Origin of the sequence: Pseudomonas sp. PDM19 (assembly GCF_014852215.1) — a bacterium.
Classification (GTDB): Bacteria; Pseudomonadota; Gammaproteobacteria; order Pseudomonadales; family Pseudomonadaceae; genus Pseudomonas.
Genome location: NZ_JACVBG010000003.1, coordinates 1,087,816 through 1,104,538, shown reverse-complemented (window position 1 = coordinate 1,104,538; position 16,723 = coordinate 1,087,816). Strand labels below are relative to the sequence as shown.

Below are 16,723 nucleotides of genomic sequence, written 5' to 3'. Positions count from 1 at the left end.
CCCTCCCGCTCGGAGGGCAGAGGTTGTGACCGGAGAGCGGCGCCATCCTCCCCCCATCCTTTGACGGGGTTGGCCGCCCGGCGGCGCGGTCTGGGGTCTGAGGTAACAGTTCCTCGGCAGGCGCGCCGTTTTAAGGGACAATAGGCGGCTTGAATGACCGTCGAACCCGGAAGGCTCGCCACGGTCGAATCGGCACCATTGTCAGGAGATGCCCATGCTGCGCCTCACCGCCCTCGCCCTCTGCCTCGTCATTCCCGTCGCGCACGCCGCGTCGAAGAAGGACTTCGAACTGACCCAGACCCTGGAAAAGGTCGCCAAGGAAAGCAGCGAAGGCACCCCGCGCGCCATCAACGAGGACATCCTCGACCAGGGCTACACCGTCGACGGCCCGCAGTTGATCAACCACCTGAGCGTGCGCGCCAGCCATGCCGAGCGCATGCGCGAGAACCCCGACAGCGTGCGCAGCCAGCTGGGCGACAGCGTCTGCAGCAACACCGCCTACCGCCAGTTGCTGGCCGAGGGCGCGATCCTCACTTACAGCTTCACCGAGTACAAGACCAACGCCCCGGTCGCCACCGAGCGCTTCGACGCTGGCAGCTGCAAGATCAAGCTGAAGAAGTAAGCCGCACCCATGCTCGACAAGGAAATGCTGCTGAAGATCGCGCGTACGCCGATGCCCTTCGGCAAGTACCAGGGTCGCATGCTGGTGGACCTGCCTGACGAGTACCTGCTGTGGTTCCACAAAAAGGGGCAGTTTCCGGCCGGCGAATTGGGCCGGCTGATGCAGCTGACCCTGGAACTGAAGATCGATGGCCTGGACGACCTGATCAAAGCGCTCAAGCGCTGAGGCCCGCGCAACCGCCCTGTGGCGGTTGCGCCAGCGCTCGTCAGCGCAGCACGGCGGGGTTCTCCTTGCCGGCCACCGCCGCTGCTTCGTCCGGCGCCAGCAAGGCGCTGCGCGGCACATCCAGCAACCGCGCGCAGGCCGCCAGCACGTGGGCCCAGCTGCAGCGGTTGGCAAACAGCATGCCCGCCTCGTCCAGCGTACCGCCCTGGTTGCGATAGCCCAGCACCGCCGTCTTCAAGGCGTCCGGCAGGATCGGCCAGAGGTGCCCGCGCGCCACTTCCGGACGCATGTGAGTGAGCAGCACACGGCGCTGGTAATGGTCTGGGAACAAACGCATGGCCACGGACTCATCCGTCAGCGCCTGCAACTCCCAGTTGTCACGCGGCGCGCGGAAGCGCCCCGGCTCCTGCAGATAGACCAACCGATACGGATAACCGGCCTCCTCCAGCCGCAACGCGGCGCGACGCATCTCGGCCAGTTGGTAGCTGCCGTTGGCGATCAGCAGCAGTGGCTCGGCACCGGGATGTTCGTCCATCAGGATCGCGCCATCGCGGGCCAGCTGTTCCGCCTGGGCCTGGTTGAACACGGCCGGACGCTCGCGCTTGGGTGCCACGATGCAGGCCAGTTGCCCGCGACTGCGGTAGATGTCCGGCAGCAGGGCCAGGTGACTGTTGTGGTCGGCCGGGAAAACCACCCGAACCATGTCGCTCATCTCGCCCAGCAGCGCCTCGCAGAAGGTGGTGTCCTGGTGTGACTGCTGGTTCTTGCCGTTCTCCCACGTATGCGAAGTCGCCACCAGCGGCCAGCCGAGCCAGCCCGCAGGACGCCCGGCTTCCTTCTGCTGGCGGGCAAAAATCAGCGTCTGGCGCACGGCCCCGAGCATCTTCACGCAGAAGGCTTCGTAGCTGGCCACCAGGTTCAGTCCACCCTGGTTGGCCAGGCAGGCGGAAACCACCGCTTCCTCGTTGAGCGCGGTGATGATCCGGCCATCCACGGCCTCCAGATCGCTTTCCGGCTCACTCACCCGGTGCCGCAGCGCCTTGAGCACGCCGCCCAGGCGGTTGCTCGCCAGCTCGTCCGGGTTGCCGACGCGGGCGCGCAGGTCCGGGTTGGCGCCGCACAGGTCAACGAAAAAGCGATCCAGCGCGGCCATGGGCGAGCATTCGTCGTTGCGGTAATGCAGCGGCGGAATCGAAGGTTCGATAGGCCGACGCACGGCCAACGGGTTGTCCCGCTCCAACACCCGGCCGCTGCGCGAGGCAGTGAACAGGCCGCAGGCCTCGGCGAGCTCTTCCGGCTCCACCCACAGCGGCGCCGCATGCTGGTTGAACAGCTCGCGCGCCTCGGCGTCCACTCCGGGGTTACCCGGGAGTGGCAGGTTGTGCGCGGCGTTGCTGCCGGCCCCGTAGAAGCCGTAACCCTTGGTCGTCTCGGCAATGCCATAGGGAATCGGCAGCGGATAGCGCAGGATGCCGCGCTCCTTCTCGTCGACGCGATGTTGCAGGCGTTCTTCCATTTCCCACAGGGCGCAGACGAATGCCGCCGGGTCACGTCCATCGAAGCTGATCGGGTCGAAGCCACAGCGCCGCAGGTGCAGCTTGAAGCCTTCCAGTCCCTCGTGGGTGCCCAGGTCGGTACGCTGCTCGATGCGCCGGCCGTTGGCGATCATCACCGGCAGCGCCGTGCCGCAATCTTCGGCGCGCCACCAGCGGGGAATCCAGTCGCTGCCGCGCTGTTCCTCGGCGGCGCCGTCGGAAAGAAACGCCACCAGGGTTTCGCCCGGTAGCGGCATGTGCGCATACATCAGCTCGGCGAAGCCGAGGTAGCCGCCTTCGGCAATGCCACCAGCGGTATGCGGGTTGACGTGGCTGCCCAGCGGCGCGGCGACCTTGCCGTCCGGCTGCTGGGCGTAGCTGTAGAAGTCCTGCAACAGCCGATCCAGCCCAGCCGCGCCACTTCCGTAGGCGGCAGCCTGTTCCGGATGCAGGTTACCGGTGAGCACGTTGAGCGCGTCGATCGCCGCCACACAGTGCCCCTGCCCCATCAGCCAGCCGCGGGTCTTGCCGCTCAGGGCATTCAGGGCGAGGTAACCGGCGTAAGCCGGCACCATGTTCAGCGCCCCGCCGGTGTGCCCTTCGGGCTGCGCCTTGAAATCCTCGGCCTGCAAGGGAGCGCCATCAAGGCGGACGCGCCTGGCGTAGGTCATGTGCGCCACCAGCCAGAGCCCGGCGCAGGTCAGCCGGTCCAGCGCGCCAAACAGTCGGTAGACGCTGGCCAGATCAGGCTGCAGACCGTACTGGACCAATTGATGAGCAACACGAAAGACCGCCGCCTGGGTCTGCGGGCTATGCTGAAGCGGTCCACGGCCTTGCCGCCAACGGGCAAATTCCGGCTCGGCTGCCGCGTGGCTGTCGAGTTCCTCGGGACTGGGCAGTATCTGTGGCATCTCGGCTCTCCCTTGGCTTTGCAGGAAAGTCTAGGTCGCCACGGATCGGACCGGCGCTGACATGTATCAACGAGCGCCCCGACCATTCGAGCAAGGCTGAAAGAGAATTCCCACAAGGAGACGACATGGCGCTTCTCACTTTCATCGGCGCGATCCAGGAAGTCACCGGCTCCTGCTACCTCCTGGAAACCCGCGACGGCGTCCGCGTGCTGCTCGAATGCGGGATGCGCCAGGGGCGCGGCGGCAACAAGGGTACCCGCGAAAACGAAGCGACCAACCGCACGCCCTTCCCTTTCGACCCGAAGGAGCTCGATGCCGTCGTCCTGTCCCACGCCCACCTGGACCACAGCGGCCTGCTGCCGCGCCTGGCGAAGGAAGGCTACAAGGGTCCGATCTACGCCACCGAATCCTGCTGCGACCTGCTGGAGCTGATGCTGATGGACTCGGCGCACCTCCAGGAGAAGGACGCCGAATGGGAGAACAAGTGGCGCGCGCGCCTGGGCAAGCCGCCCGTCAAGCCGCTGTACACCGTCGAAGACGCTTCCCGCGCCCTGAACCAGCGCCGCCGCGTCAGCTATGGCAGCACGGTAGACGTAGCGCGCGGCATCCGCGTGACCTTCCACAACGCCGGGCACATCCTCGGCTCGGCCATCGTCGAACTGGAAATCCATGAGTTCGGCTCGACCCGCCGCCTGGTGTTCTCCGGCGACCTGGGCAGCACCTGCTCGCCACTGATGCGCACGCCGACCCCGCTGACCCGCGCCGACGTAGTGCTACTGGAATCCACCTACGGCGACCGCGACCACCGCGAAGCCAACGAAACTCTGCTGGAACTGGCCGGCATCCTGCAACGCGCGCAGAACGAAGGCGGCAACGTGCTGATCCCGTCGTTCGCCGTCGGCCGCACCCAGGACCTGATCTACTACCTCGGGCGCTTCTACCAGGAAGGTCGCCTGCCGCAGCAGGTGGTCTACCTCGACAGTCCCATGGCCGCCCGGGCCAACAACATCTACCTGCAACACATCGGCGAGATCGCCGACGTCGACCGCGAGTACATGCGCGGTACCGGCACGGCCAAGGTCGGCGAGTGGCTGCCGATCCTGCGCACCACCCAGAGCGCCGATGAATCCATGGCGCTGAACCGGATCAAGAGCGGGGCCATCATCATCGCCGGCAGCGGCATGTGCACGGGAGGGCGCATCGTCCACCACCTCAAGCACAACCTCTGGCGCGAGGAATGCCATATCGTCTTCCCTGGCTTCCAGGCCAAGGGCACGTTGGGCCGCGCCATCGTCGACGGCGCCCAGACGGTACGCATCCTGCGCCAGCGCATCAGCGTGAAAGCGCAGATCCATACCCTCGGAGGGTTCTCCGCTCACGCGGGACAATCACAATTAATTCAGTGGGTTGGCCACTTCGAGAACAAACCCGAGCTATACCTGATACATGGCGAGCGGGAAAAGATGGATGTACTCAAGGGTGCACTCCAGGATCGCCTGAACTGGACGGCCAACATTCCGGAGCCCGGAGACCGGATCGCCATCTGAAATCGGGGCCTCACCGACTGTCACACCCCGCGTGCCAGACTGGGCAGGCCTCCTGCTGAACCCTGTGCGTGCGGCGAAGCGCCAATGCGTCAACACCAGAGCCACCTTGCGTGGCCGGCGCCGCCCATGGACAGGCGATCAGGGGTTGATGAACAAGGAGTATCAACATGCCCTATGAGCCCGACGACTACCTCTCCAGACACTTCCAGACCAGCGGCACCGACCTCGCACAGAAGATCGAGGAACTGGCCGAACTGGCCGCCCCCGGAAACAGCCAGAACCTGCCGCTGTACCGCGAGATGCTCACCACCGTGGCCCGCATGGCCCAGGCCGACCGCAACCGCTGGGACGCCAAGATCATGCTGCAGACCCTGCGCGAGATGGAGCACGCCTTCAGCACCCTGGAGCAGTTCAAGCGTCGCCGCAAAGTCACGGTGTTCGGCTCGGCCCGTACACCGGCCGACCACCCCGTCTACGCCCTGGCCCGCGAACTGGGCGAAACCCTCGCCCGCTACGACCTGATGGTCATCACCGGCGCCGGCGGCGGCATCATGGCCGCGGCCCACGAAGGCGCTGGGCTGGAAAACAGCCTTGGCTTCAATATCACGTTGCCCTTCGAACAGCACGCCAACCGCACCGTGGACGGCACCAGCAACCTGCTGTCCTTCCACTTCTTCTTCCTGCGCAAGCTGTTCTTCGTCAAGGAGGCCGATGCCCTGGTGCTCTGCCCCGGCGGCTTCGGCACGCTGGACGAAGCACTGGAAGTACTGACGCTGATCCAGACCGGCAAGAGCCCGCTGGTACCGATCGTGTTGCTGGACCAACCGGGTGGGCACTACTGGGACCACGCCCTGGAATTCATCAAGGAACAGCTGGAAGACAACGGCTATATCCTGCCCAGCGACATGAACCTGATGAAACTTGTTCACACCGCCGAGGAAGCCGCCGAGGAAATCGCCCAGTTCTACAGCAACTTCCACTCCAGCCGCTGGCTCAAGGATCGCTTCGTGATCCGCCTGAACCACCCGCTGAGCGTGCGCGCACTGCAGTTGCTGGAGCGCGAGTTCGGCAGCCTGTGCGTCACTGATGGCTTCCACCAGCAGCCCTACAGCGAATCGGAACTGGACGAGCCGGAGTTCTCCCACCTGACCCGCCTGGCCTTCGCCTTCAACGGCCGTGACCAGGGGCGCCTGAGGGAACTGCTGAACTTCATCAACCAGCCGGAGAACTGGGAGCGCTGATTTCCTGGGCAACTTCCAGAGCAAGAAAACAAAAAAGGCACCCGGTGGGTGCCTTTTTCGTTCAATCATCTGATCGTCGACCGCTCAGAAGCCGGCTGATGGCTTCCATCGAGTAGCCCCGATAGCTCAGGAACCGGCCCTGCTGGGCTCGCTCGCGAGCGTCCTGCGGCAGTCGGGCGAACTTGCGGCGCCAGACCTCACGCAGGTTTTCACTCCAGTCGACATCCGACTCGCTCAGCGCACCGTCGATCTCGCTACGGGGCAGACCACGTTGCGACAGCTCCTCGCGAATCCGCACCGGACCGTAACCGGCCCGCGCACGGCTGGCGATGTAGCTTTCCAGGTAGCGGCTTTCGTTGAGCAGCCCTTCCTCGGCCAGACGGTCGAGGGCGGGATCGATCAGGTCCTGCGTGGCGCCGCGTTGCCGCAGCTTGCGTGAGAGCTCGGCCCGGCCATGCTCGCGTCTTGCCAGCAGGTCCATGGCGACCCGCCTCACCGCGACGGGGTTATCGAGCTCGACGGCCATCGCTATCAGTAGTCGGCTTCAGCTTCTGCTTCGGCTTCCGCCGCAGCGAGCTCGGCCTTGGTCGGCGGAGTCTGCTTGGACAGCAGCTGATCACGGATAGCCTTGTCCAGGGTGGCGCAGACCTCGGCGTTGTCTTCCAGGAACTTGGCGGCATTCGCCTTACCCTGGCCGATCTTGCTGCCCTGGTAGCTGTACCAGGCGCCGGACTTCTCGATCAGGCCCAGCTGTACGCCCAGGTCGATGATCTCGCCGGTGCGGTAGATGCCGCGGCCGTACATGATCTGGAACTCGGCCTGACGGAACGGCGGAGCAACCTTGTTCTTCACGACCTTGACGCGGGTTTCGCTGCCGACCACTTCGTCGCCTTCCTTCACCGCGCCGGTACGGCGGATGTCGAGACGGACGGAGGAGTAGAACTTCAGCGCGTTACCACCGGTGGTGGTTTCCGGGTTGCCGAACATCACGCCGATCTTCATGCGGATCTGGTTGATGAAGATGACCAGGCAGTTGGCGTTCTTGATGTTGCCGGTGATCTTGCGCAGCGCCTGGGACATCAGGCGGGCCTGCAGGCCGACGTGCTGATCGCCCATCTCGCCTTCGATTTCGGCCTTGGGTACCAGGGCCGCTACGGAGTCGACGATGATCACGTCAACGGCATTGGAGCGCACCAGCATGTCGGTGATTTCCAGGGCCTGTTCGCCGGTGTCCGGCTGGGAAACCAGCAGGTCGTCGACGTTGACGCCCAGCTTGCCGGCGTAGTCCGGGTCCAGGGCGTGTTCGGCGTCGACGAAGGCGCAGGTGGCGCCGATTTTCTGCGCCTGGGCGATGACCGACAGGGTCAGCGTGGTCTTACCCGAGGATTCCGGGCCGTAGATCTCGACGATACGGCCGCGCGGCAGACCGCCGATGCCCAGCGCGATGTCCAGGCCCAGCGAGCCGGTGGAGATGGCGGGGATTGCCTGGCGCTCATGGTCGCCCATGCGCATGACCGCGCCTTTGCCGAATTGGCGTTCGATCTGTCCCAGGGCCGCGGCCAGGGCGCGCTTCTTGTTGTCGTCCATTGAAGTCCTCGCGAAGTCAGGCGGCCGGGCGGCCACGAACAACTGTATAAGTAGACAGTATTATTCCACAGGGCAAGCCGCTCGCCTACCCCTGAATCGGATTTTCCCCGTCCGCCAGTCGCAATAGCCCTTCCAGAGCGGTCGCCACGGTCTGCCGGCGAACAGCTTCCCGATCACCGGCATACAGACGGCGTTCACTGAACACCTGTGCGCCTTTCCTCCAGGCCAGCCAGACGGTACCCACGGGTTTCTCGGCAGAACCACCATCCGGTCCGGCAATACCGCTGACCGCTACGGCGATATCCGCGCCACTGCGCGGCAACGCACCGTCCACCATGGCCTCGACCACCTCACGGCTCACCGCGCCGACTTGCGGGAACAGCTCGGCCGGCACATCCAGCTGACGCGTCTTCTGGCTGTTGGAGTACGTGACGTAGCCTGCCTCGAACCAGGCGGAGCTTCCGGATATACGGGTGATCGCCTCGGCAATGCCGCCACCTGTGCAGGATTCGGCGGTGGTGACGCGCAATTTGTTGGCAGCCAGCCGCGCGCCAAGCCGGGAGGAGAGTTCAGTAATAAAGGAATCGGTAACGGGCACAGTGCGCTCCGGGGTTAAAGAAGGCCAGGCGGATACCGTACACTAGGCGCTTTTGCATGTTGAAGCCGGACAGCCAGAAGCCATGAGTCAGAGCGACCTCTCCGCCCACACACCGATGATGCAGCAGTACTGGAGGCTGAAGAACCAGCATCCGGACCAACTGATGTTCTACCGCATGGGCGACTTCTACGAGCTGTTCTACGAGGACGCCAAGAAGGCCGCCAAACTGCTGGATATCACACTGACCGCACGCGGCCAGTCCGCCGGCAACTCCATTCCCATGGCCGGCATTCCCTTCCATTCCGCCGAAGGCTACCTGGCCAAGCTGGTGAAGCTCGGCGAATCGGTGGTGATCTGCGAACAGATCGGCGACCCGGCCACCAGCAAGGGGCCGGTTGAACGCCAGGTTGTACGCATCCTGACCCCCGGCACCGTCAGCGACGAAGCGCTGCTCGACGAGCGCCGCGACAACCTGATCGCCGCCGTGCTGGGCGACGAGCGCCTGTTCGGCCTGGCCGTGCTGGACATCACCAGCGGCCGCTTCAACGTCCAGGAAATAAAAGGCTGGGAAACCCTGCTGGCCGAACTGGAGCGCCTGAACCCCGCCGAGCTGCTGATCCCCGACGACTGGCCCCAGGGCCTGCCGGCGGAAAAGCGCCGTGGCGCACACCGCCGCGCCCCCTGGGACTTCGATCGTGACTCGGCGAAGAAGGGCCTGTGCCAGCAGTTCGGCGTGCAGGACCTCAAGGGCTTCGGCTGCCAGGAACTCACCCTGGCTATCGGTGCGGCCGGCTGCCTGCTGACCTACGCCAAGGAAACCCAGCGCACCGCCTTGCCGCACCTGCGCAGCCTGCGTCACGAGCGGATCGACGACACCGTGATCCTCGATGGCGCCAGCCGCCGCAACCTGGAGCTGGACACCAACCTCGCTGGCGGCCGCGACAACACGCTGCAGTCGGTAGTCGACCGTTGCCAGACTGCCATGGGCAGCCGCCTGCTGACCCGCTGGCTGAACCGACCGCTGCGTGACCGAGCCGTCCTCGAAGCCCGCCAGGAGTCCATTGCCTGCCTGCTGGAGCGCTATCGCTTCGAAATCCTCCAGCCGCAGCTGAAGGAAATCGGTGACGTCGAACGAATTCTCGCCCGAATCGGCCTGCGCAATGCCCGCCCGCGCGACCTCGCGCGCCTGCGCGACGCCCTCGCCGCCCTGCCGGAGCTGCAGACTGGCATGACCGAGCTGGAAGCCCCGCACCTGGGCGAATTGGCCGTCAGCATCCGCACCTACCCGGAACTGGCCGACCTGCTGGCCCGCGCAGTGATCGAGAACCCGCCGGCCGTGATCCGCGACGGCGGCGTCATCGCCCGCGGCTACGACGCCGAGTTGGACGAACTGCAGATGCTCAGCGAGAACGCCGGCCAGTACCTGATGGATCTGGAGACTCGCGAGAAGGCCCGCACCGGCCTGCCAAACCTGAAGGTCGGCTACAACCGCATCCACGGCTACTACATCGAACTGCCCCGTGTGCAGGCCGAACAGGCACCCGCCGACTACATCCGCCGCCAGACCCTGAAAGGCGCCGAGCGCTTCATCACGCCGGAACTGAAGGCCTTCGAAGACAAGGCGCTGTCAGCTCAAAGCCGTGCCCTGGCTCGCGAGAAGCAACTCTACGAAGAACTGCTGGAACTTCTGATCGGCCAACTGGCGCCACTGCAGGACACCGCTGCCGCCCTGGCCGAACTGGACGTGCTGTCCAACCTCGCCGAGCGTGCACTGAACCTCGACCTGAACCGCCCGCGCTTCGTCGAAGAGTCCGGCATCCTGATCGAGCAAGGCCGCCACCCGGTGGTCGAGCAGGTGCTGGATACGCCCTTCGTCGCCAACGACCTGAACCTCGACGAAGACACCCGCATGCTGGTGATTACCGGCCCGAACATGGGCGGTAAATCGACCTATATGCGACAAACAGCGCTGATCGTGCTGCTAGCGCACATCGGCAGTTTCGTCCCGGCTGCGCGTTGTGAACTGTCCCTCGTGGACCGAATTTTCACCCGTATCGGCTCCTCCGACGACCTCGCCGGTGGCCGCTCCACCTTCATGGTGGAGATGAGCGAAACCGCGAACATCCTGCACAACGCCAGCGACCGCAGCCTGGTGCTGATGGACGAAGTGGGCCGCGGTACCAGCACCTTCGACGGCCTGTCGCTGGCCTGGTCGGCCGCCGAACACCTGGCCAAACTTCGCGCCTTTACCCTGTTCGCGACGCACTATTTCGAGCTGACCGTGCTGCCCGAAAGCGAGCCGGCGGTGGCCAACGTTCACCTGAACGCCACCGAACACAACGAGCGCATCGTGTTCCTGCACCACGTACTGCCCGGTCCCGCCAGCCAGAGTTATGGTCTTGCGGTTGCACAATTGGCCGGTGTGCCGGGTGCGGTAATTCAGCGCGCCCGCGAGCATCTGTCGCGCCTGGAAACCACCAGCCTGCCCCATGAAGCACCGCGTTCGACCGACCCGAAAAGCCCGGCACCACTGCAAAGCGACCTGTTCGCCAGCCTGCCGCACCCGATCGTCGAAGAGCTGATGCGTGTCAGCCCCGATGACCTGACTCCGCGTCAAGCTCTCGAATTGTTATATGCATGGAAGATGCGGGTCTGACGGACCGCTGGACAAGCTGCTAGAATCGCGCGCGCTTAGCCGCCCGCCTGAGGAGAAAATTAGAAATGACCTTCGTCGTCACCGACAACTGCATCAAGTGCAAATACACCGACTGCGTGGAAGTATGCCCGGTGGACTGCTTCTACGAAGGCCCGAACTTCCTGGTCATCCACCCGGATGAGTGCATTGACTGCGCCCTGTGCGAACCGGAGTGCCCGGCACAGGCGATCTTCTCCGAGGACGAGGTCCCGGATGGCATGCAGGAGTTCATCGAGCTGAACAAGGATCTGGCCGATGTATGGCCGAACATCACCGAGAAGAAGGACTCCCTGCCGGACGCCGAAGAGTGGGACGGCAAGCCGAACAAGATGCAGTATCTGGAGCGCTGATTTCCAGCACCTCCGGAAATAGAAAAGGCCCGCCTGGTGCGGGCCTTTCTGCATCTGGATGCTTCACTTTTCTGCAGGCAAAAAAAGGGGCGGGATAACCCGCCCACTCTTTCTTCCCTTCTTCATCATCCTGATGAACCGCATCCTGCGGTGGGTCCTGACCGACATCCTTACCGGCCTGCGCCTTTCCGTGTACGCAGGAGTGATATTACCCGCCTGCCGGAACGCGGCAACTGGGACACTTCCGCGCATCCACCACCGCCAGCGCCCCATCATTGAAATAAAATGCTTACAAAACAATAAGATAAGAAAAATAGACGTCAAAGCTGGCGACACTTCAAGCTGAACACTCACACACTGTGTAAGCGAATGCTTACATCGCGACGCATAAAAAAGCCCGGAATCATCCGGGCTTCTTCGTTGTCGACCTGAACGCTACTGGAACAGTGCGTCGCTCGACAGGCCGTTCTTCTCGAGAATCTCGCGCAGACGCTTGAGGGCCTCGACCTGGATCTGCCGGACACGCTCGCGAGTCAGGCCGATTTCCTGGCCGACTTCCTCCAGGGTACTGCTTTCATGGCCACGCAGGCCGAAGCGGCGAATCACCACCTCGCGCTGCTTGTCGGTCAACTCCGACAGCCAAAGGTCGATGCTCTCGCTGAGGTCGTCGTCCTGCAGCAGTTCGCAGGGATCAGTGGGACGGTCGTCGGTCAGGGTATCGAGCAGGGTCTTGTCCGAATCCGGGCCGAGGGAAACATCCACCGAAGTGACCCGCTCGTTCAGACCAAGCATCCGCTTGACCTCTTCCACCGGCTTCTCGAGCAGGTTGGCGATTTCCTCGGGCGACGGCTCGTGGTCCAGCTTGTGGGTCAGCTCGCGAGCGGCCCGCAGGTAGACATTGAGTTCCTTCACCACATGGATCGGCAAACGAATGGTGCGGGTCTGATTCATGATGGCCCGTTCGATGGTCTGACGAATCCACCAGGTTGCATAGGTGGAGAAGCGGAAGCCACGTTCGGGGTCGAATTTCTCCACCGCGCGGATCAGCCCGAGGTTGCCCTCTTCGATCAGGTCGAGCAGGGAAAGGCCGCGGTTGACGTAACGTCGCGCGATCTTCACCACCAGACGCAGGTTGCTTTCGATCATTCGCCGCCGACCGGCCGGGTCGCCCTTCTGCGCGAGACGCGCGAAATGGACTTCCTCTTCCGGAGTCAGGAGCGGCGAGAAACCGATTTCATTCAGATACAGCTGGGTCGCGTCGAGCGCGCGGCTGTAGTCGATGTGCTTGTGTTGCTTGAGAGACGAGAGTGAGGTGGCTTTAGGAGTGACTCGAAGCGATACCTGCTCTTCGGCAAATGACTCTTCGAGGATGATGCCAGGCTCCAGCAGGAGCACTTCATCATCGACGTCAAACTCCGGCCCTTCTTTTTTAAGTGCCATGTCGTTATCCCTTGCTGAGTTCGACAACAAACCCAGGTGCTTCCTTATCCTTAGGACACCTAGGCCCGCTCACCCACGCAGGGGAACAGCAAGCGTCAACGACTTGGCAGGTATTGCAGCGGATCTACAGGTTTACCCTGGCGGCGAATCTCGAAGTGCAGCTTCACCCGGTCGGTCCCTGTGGAGCCCATCTCGGCAATGTTCTGCCCGACTTTGACCTGTTGCCCTTCCCGCACCAGCAACCTGCGGTTGTGACCGTAGGCGCTCACGTAGGTATCGCTGTGCTTGATGATCACGAGTTCGCCGTAGCCCCGCAAACCACTACCGGCGTACACCACCGTGCCATTAGACGCAGCCAGGACAGGCTGGCCCAATTGCCCGCCTATATCAATCCCTTTATTCAAACTGCCGTTTGATGCAAAACGCCCAATGAGAGTGCCATTGGTCGGCCATATCCAGCCCCCCGGAGCCCCCCCTGCAACCGCCGGAGTTCCGCCGCTGGCGGGGGGCTGCGCCGGAGTCGTGACAGCAGGCGTGGTCGGTTTGCTGGCGGTTGCCGGTGTGGATGTCGGTTTGTTGACTACGACTGGAGCGACAGGCGTCGTATTTTTTGCGACAGACGGTGCTGTCGACGAGCCACCATCGAAGCGGATGGTTTGGCCGGGGCGAATGGTGTACGGCGCGGAGATGTTGTTGCGCGCGGCCAGGGCTTTCCAGTCCCAGCCGTAACGGAAGGCGATGGAGTACAGCGTGTCACCGCGGCGCACCAGATACTGCCCACTGGTGACAGCCGGCTTCTGCTGGGCATTGCGGTCCACCACGGTCGTGGTGCTGCGCGAAGTCGAAGAACAGGCCGCCAGCAGAGAGCAGACGGCAATGGCCACCACAGCGTGGCCCAGGCCCTTGATCCAGTTCCGTTGACACAGGGTCGCTGTCAAGCTCACCCATCCCCCTTATCCATGAATTGACGTCCAGCCTCACTGGCCGGCAGTTACCGCAGACTTGACCGGCTTGCTCTCAGCCTAGCGGACCGTTGAGCAGCGGGACGAAGCGTACGGAATCCAGCACCTGGCGCTGGAAGCCGTCCTCGGTGCGGACGATCAGCATCAGTTGCTGCACCTCGCCGCCGCCGACCGGAATCACCAGCCGCCCCCCAGGCGCCAGCTGGTCCAGCAGCGCCTGCGGGACCTCGGCCGCTGCCGCGGTGACAATGATGCCGTTGTAAGGCGCTAGGGCGGGCCAGCCTTCCCAGCCATCGCCCCAACGAAAGACAACATTTCTCAGGTTTAGCTCCGCAAGTCGCTCCTTGGCGCGATCCTGCAGGGCCTGGATGCGCTCGACGGAGAACACCCGCTCCACCAGTTGCGACAGCACGGCGGTCTGGTAGCCGGAGCCGGTGCCGATCTCCAGCACCTTGTCGAGCGGGCCGGCGGCCAGCAGCAACTCGGTCATCCGCGCCACCATGAAGGGCTGCGAGATGGTCTGGTTGTGCCCGATGGGCAGAGCGGTGTCTTCGTAGGCGCGGTGCGAGAGCGCCTCGTCGACGAACAGGTGGCGCGGCGTACGACGGATCACTTCCAGCACGCGGGCGTTGGACAGGCCCTCTTCGTAGAGACGCTGGATCAGACGCTCGCGGGTGCGCTGGGAAGTCATGCCGATCCCGCCGCGACGCGACAATTCATTGGCCATGGTCGAGCCCTCCGAGCCAGTCGCCAAGGACATTGAACGCCTCCCGGAAGGTCCGGTCCATCTGCAGCGGCGTGATCGACACGTAACCCTGCATGACCGCGTGGAAATCGGTGCCCTCGCCGCCATCCTCGGCATCGCCGGCAGCGGCGATCCAGTAGCCTTCCTTGCCACGCGGATTGACCACCTTGACCGGCGGCTTGGCGCGGGCACGATGCCCCAGGCGGGTCAGCTGGATACCCTTGATGCGCTCCAGCGGCAGGTTGGGAATATTCACGTTGAGCACGGTGCGCGGCGGCAGCTCGAGCTTCTCGTGGGACTCCACCAGCAGGCGGGCGAAGTGCATGGCGGCCGGCAGGTTGTCGGTCAGGCGCGAGCACAGCGAGAAGGCAAAGGCCGGGCGGGACAGGAAACGCCCCTCCAGGGCCGCTGCCACGGTGCCCGAATAGAGTACGTCGTCGCCCAGGTTGGCGCCCAGGTTGATGCCCGAGACGACCATCTCCGGCACTTCTTCGAGCAGGCCGTTGAGGCCCAGGTGCACGCAGTCGGTCGGGGTGCCGTTGAGGCTGATGAATCCATTGCCCAGGCGATGGGGATGCAGCGGCCGATCCAGCGTCAGCGAACTACTCGCTCCGCTACGATCGGCTTCCGGGGCGATCACGATGCAGTCCGCATAGTCGGACAGCGCGTCGTGAAGCGCGGCGATACCGGGTGCAGTGACCCCGTCGTCGTTGGCAATCAATATGCGCATGGGCTTTCCGTCTGCCCTGCCGGCACGAGGTCGATCAGCTCGCGCACTACCACGGTGGCGAAGCAGCCAGCCGGCAGGACGAATTCCAGTTGCAGAATGTCAGGGGCGGGATAATGCCATGTAAGACCCGGGATGGGGAGGCGCAGAATGCGCCGTTCGTGCGCCATGTCCGCACTGGCGAGCCACTGGCAAAGCGCCATCTCCGCTTGCTGTACGTTGCTTTCGATCTCTCCGGGCTGGTTCGTCGCCGGTGAATCGCCCTCGCCCCACATCGGACCGGTGGGGTGCAGGTCGAGCGCGGCGAGGCGCGGGTCGGAGCACTCCGCTTCGCCAGCGGGGAAGAAGCTGCGGCTGTCGGTGAACGCCAGCAGGTCGCCGACCCGCGCCTGATTCCAGGTGCCTTCCGCGACGCGGCGGGCCAGCACCTGATTGAAGATGAAGCTGCGGGCCGCCGAGAGCATCCGCGAGCGCATGTTGCGATGTTCCGGCAACTTGCCACGCTCGGCGAAGCCACGGGCATCGAAGACGTTGCCGCCGTCATGGCCGAAACGCTGAGTACCGAAGTAGTTCGGCACGCCCTGGGCGACCAGGGCCTTCAGGCGCGCTTCGAGCTGTTCGCGATCGGCCTGCAACTCGGTCAGGCGCAGGGTGAAGCCGTTGGCCGAATGGGCGCCGCGTTGCAGTTTGCGGCGATGGCGATTGCGCTCGAGGATGCGCAGGCTGTCGTCCTCGGCGGCGGCCAGGTCCGGATCGGACTTGCCCGGCAGGTGCAGGCTGAACCACTGGCGGGTCAGCGCCTGGCGATCCTTGAGGCCGGCGTAGCTGATCATCTTCACCGGTACGCCGGCGGCACGGGCCAGGCGACGGGCGGCTTCTTCGGTGTTCAGGCCGCGCTTCTCGACCCACAGCCAGAGGTGTTCGCCGTCGCCGGAGAGCGGGATGTCCAGCACTTCGTCGACCTGGAAATCTTCCGCCACGGCCTTGAGCACGGCGCTTCCGCAGGCATCGCCATGGGCGCGCGGGCCCAGCAGTTCCAGCTCCGTCATGCGCGAACCAGCAAGGCGACAGCGTGGACCGCGATGCCCTCTTCTCGGCCGGTGAAGCCGAGTTTCTCGGTGGTGGTGGCCTTGACGTTGACCTGGTCCAGTTCGACCTTCAGGTCGGCGGCGATGCTCTCGCGCATGCTCTGGATGTGCGGCGCCATCTTCGGCGCCTGGGCGATGATGGTGGTGTCGACGTTTTCCACCTTCCAGCCCTTGGCTTCCACCAGGCTCAGCACGTGGCGCAGCAGCGCGCGGCTGTCGGCACCCTTGAACTGCGGGTCGGTGTCGGGGAAGTGCTTGCCGATATCGCCCAGCGCGCAGGCGCCCAGCAGGGCATCGGAGAGCGCGTGCAACAGCACGTCGCCGTCGGAGTGGGCGACGAGCCCGAACTTGTGGGGAATACGCACGCCGCCGAGGGTGATGAAGTCGCCCTCGCCGAAGCGGTGCACGTCGTAGCCATGTCCGATACGCATGAAATAACGCCCTGTAGAT

General features: G+C 64.3%; 16 protein-coding genes. 6 read left to right on the top strand and 10 right to left on the bottom strand.

Features of this window, described 5'->3' with window-relative positions:
- The first annotated feature begins 214 nt into the window (after window positions 1-214).
- Window positions 215-622: a quorum-sensing-regulated virulence factor family protein gene (locus tag IB273_RS21035; protein ID WP_017518004.1), complete on the top strand. Its 408-nt coding sequence runs from the start codon at window positions 215-217 to the stop codon at window positions 620-622.
- Window positions 623-631: 9 nt separating this feature from the next.
- Window positions 632-847: a DUF3820 family protein gene (locus IB273_RS21030; protein ID WP_045210039.1), complete on the top strand. Its 216-nt coding sequence runs from the start codon at window positions 632-634 to the stop codon at window positions 845-847.
- A 40-nt stretch (window positions 848-887) separates the two neighbouring features.
- On the opposite strand, the gene IB273_RS21025 is transcribed toward IB273_RS21030, so the two are convergent.
- Window positions 888-3,293: a xylulose 5-phosphate 3-epimerase gene (locus IB273_RS21025; RefSeq protein ID WP_192224936.1), complete on the bottom strand. Its 2,406-nt coding sequence runs from the start codon at window positions 3,291-3,293 to the stop codon at window positions 888-890.
- 125 nt (window positions 3,294-3,418) lie between these two features.
- Here IB273_RS21025 and IB273_RS21020 point away from each other — a divergent pair, with 125 nt between their 5' ends.
- Both IB273_RS21020 and IB273_RS21015 read left to right on the top strand, forming a co-directional pair.
- Window positions 3,419-4,840 (top strand): MBL fold metallo-hydrolase RNA specificity domain-containing protein, encoded by a 1,422-nt coding sequence (locus IB273_RS21020; protein ID WP_192224935.1) that lies wholly within the window; start codon window positions 3,419-3,421, stop codon window positions 4,838-4,840.
- Between the two features lie 167 nt (window positions 4,841-5,007).
- Window positions 5,008-6,081 (top strand): TIGR00730 family Rossman fold protein, encoded by a 1,074-nt coding sequence (locus tag IB273_RS21015; RefSeq protein ID WP_081517919.1) that lies wholly within the window; start codon window positions 5,008-5,010, stop codon window positions 6,079-6,081.
- A gap of 61 nt (window positions 6,082-6,142) precedes the next feature.
- Here the strand turns inward: IB273_RS21015 and recX are convergent, their stop codons facing one another.
- From recX to IB273_RS21000, 3 genes are all read right to left on the bottom strand, one after another.
- A complete protein-coding gene (recX, locus tag IB273_RS21010; RefSeq protein WP_192224934.1) occupies window positions 6,143-6,607 on the bottom strand; it encodes a recombination regulator RecX in 465 nt (154 codons plus the stop codon).
- 5 nt (window positions 6,608-6,612) lie between these two features.
- Entirely contained in the window at window positions 6,613-7,668 is a 1,056-nt protein-coding gene (gene recA, locus IB273_RS21005) for a recombinase RecA (protein ID WP_192224933.1), read from the bottom strand.
- Between the two features lie 85 nt (window positions 7,669-7,753).
- Window positions 7,754-8,266 (bottom strand): CinA family protein, encoded by a 513-nt coding sequence (locus IB273_RS21000; RefSeq protein ID WP_081517916.1) that lies wholly within the window; start codon window positions 8,264-8,266, stop codon window positions 7,754-7,756.
- Between the two features lie 82 nt (window positions 8,267-8,348).
- Between IB273_RS21000 and mutS the strand changes: the two genes are divergently transcribed.
- Window positions 8,349-10,922: a DNA mismatch repair protein MutS gene (gene mutS / locus IB273_RS20995; protein WP_192224932.1), complete on the top strand. Its 2,574-nt coding sequence runs from the start codon at window positions 8,349-8,351 to the stop codon at window positions 10,920-10,922.
- Between the two features lie 65 nt (window positions 10,923-10,987).
- On the top strand, window positions 10,988-11,311 hold the full coding sequence (gene fdxA / locus IB273_RS20990; protein ID WP_015476292.1) for a ferredoxin FdxA: 324 nt from the start codon (window positions 10,988-10,990) through the stop codon (window positions 11,309-11,311).
- A 435-nt stretch (window positions 11,312-11,746) separates the two neighbouring features.
- Here the strand turns inward: fdxA and rpoS are convergent, their stop codons facing one another.
- The 6 genes from rpoS to ispF form a co-directional block, all read right to left on the bottom strand.
- Window positions 11,747-12,751, bottom strand: coding sequence for an RNA polymerase sigma factor RpoS (rpoS, locus tag IB273_RS20985; protein WP_045210031.1), 1,005 nt, complete (start codon window positions 12,749-12,751; stop codon window positions 11,747-11,749).
- A 95-nt stretch (window positions 12,752-12,846) separates the two neighbouring features.
- Complete coding sequence (locus IB273_RS20980) at window positions 12,847-13,695, bottom strand: peptidoglycan DD-metalloendopeptidase family protein (protein ID WP_081517914.1); 849 nt, start codon at window positions 13,693-13,695, stop codon at window positions 12,847-12,849.
- 73 nt (window positions 13,696-13,768) lie between these two features.
- Window positions 13,769-14,404 carry a protein-L-isoaspartate(D-aspartate) O-methyltransferase gene (locus IB273_RS20975; protein WP_139791561.1) on the bottom strand — a complete coding sequence of 212 codons (636 nt, stop codon included), beginning with the start codon at window positions 14,402-14,404 and terminating at the stop codon, window positions 13,769-13,771.
- A gap of 25 nt (window positions 14,405-14,429) precedes the next feature.
- Window positions 14,430-15,188, bottom strand: a complete 759-nt coding sequence (gene surE / locus IB273_RS20970; protein WP_081517912.1) for a 5'/3'-nucleotidase SurE — start codon at window positions 15,186-15,188, stop codon at window positions 14,430-14,432.
- Entirely contained in the window at window positions 15,176-16,234 is a 1,059-nt protein-coding gene (gene truD / locus IB273_RS20965; protein ID WP_192224931.1) for a tRNA pseudouridine(13) synthase TruD, read from the bottom strand. The genes surE and truD overlap by 13 nt, the downstream gene beginning before the upstream one ends.
- The gene (gene ispF, locus IB273_RS20960; protein ID WP_081517910.1) at window positions 16,231-16,704 is read right to left on the bottom strand and encodes a 2-C-methyl-D-erythritol 2,4-cyclodiphosphate synthase; all 474 of its coding nucleotides are present in this window, start codon (window positions 16,702-16,704) and stop codon (window positions 16,231-16,233) included. Before ispF ends, truD begins: the two co-directional genes overlap by 4 nt.
- Window positions 16,705-16,723: the final 19 nt, after the last annotated feature.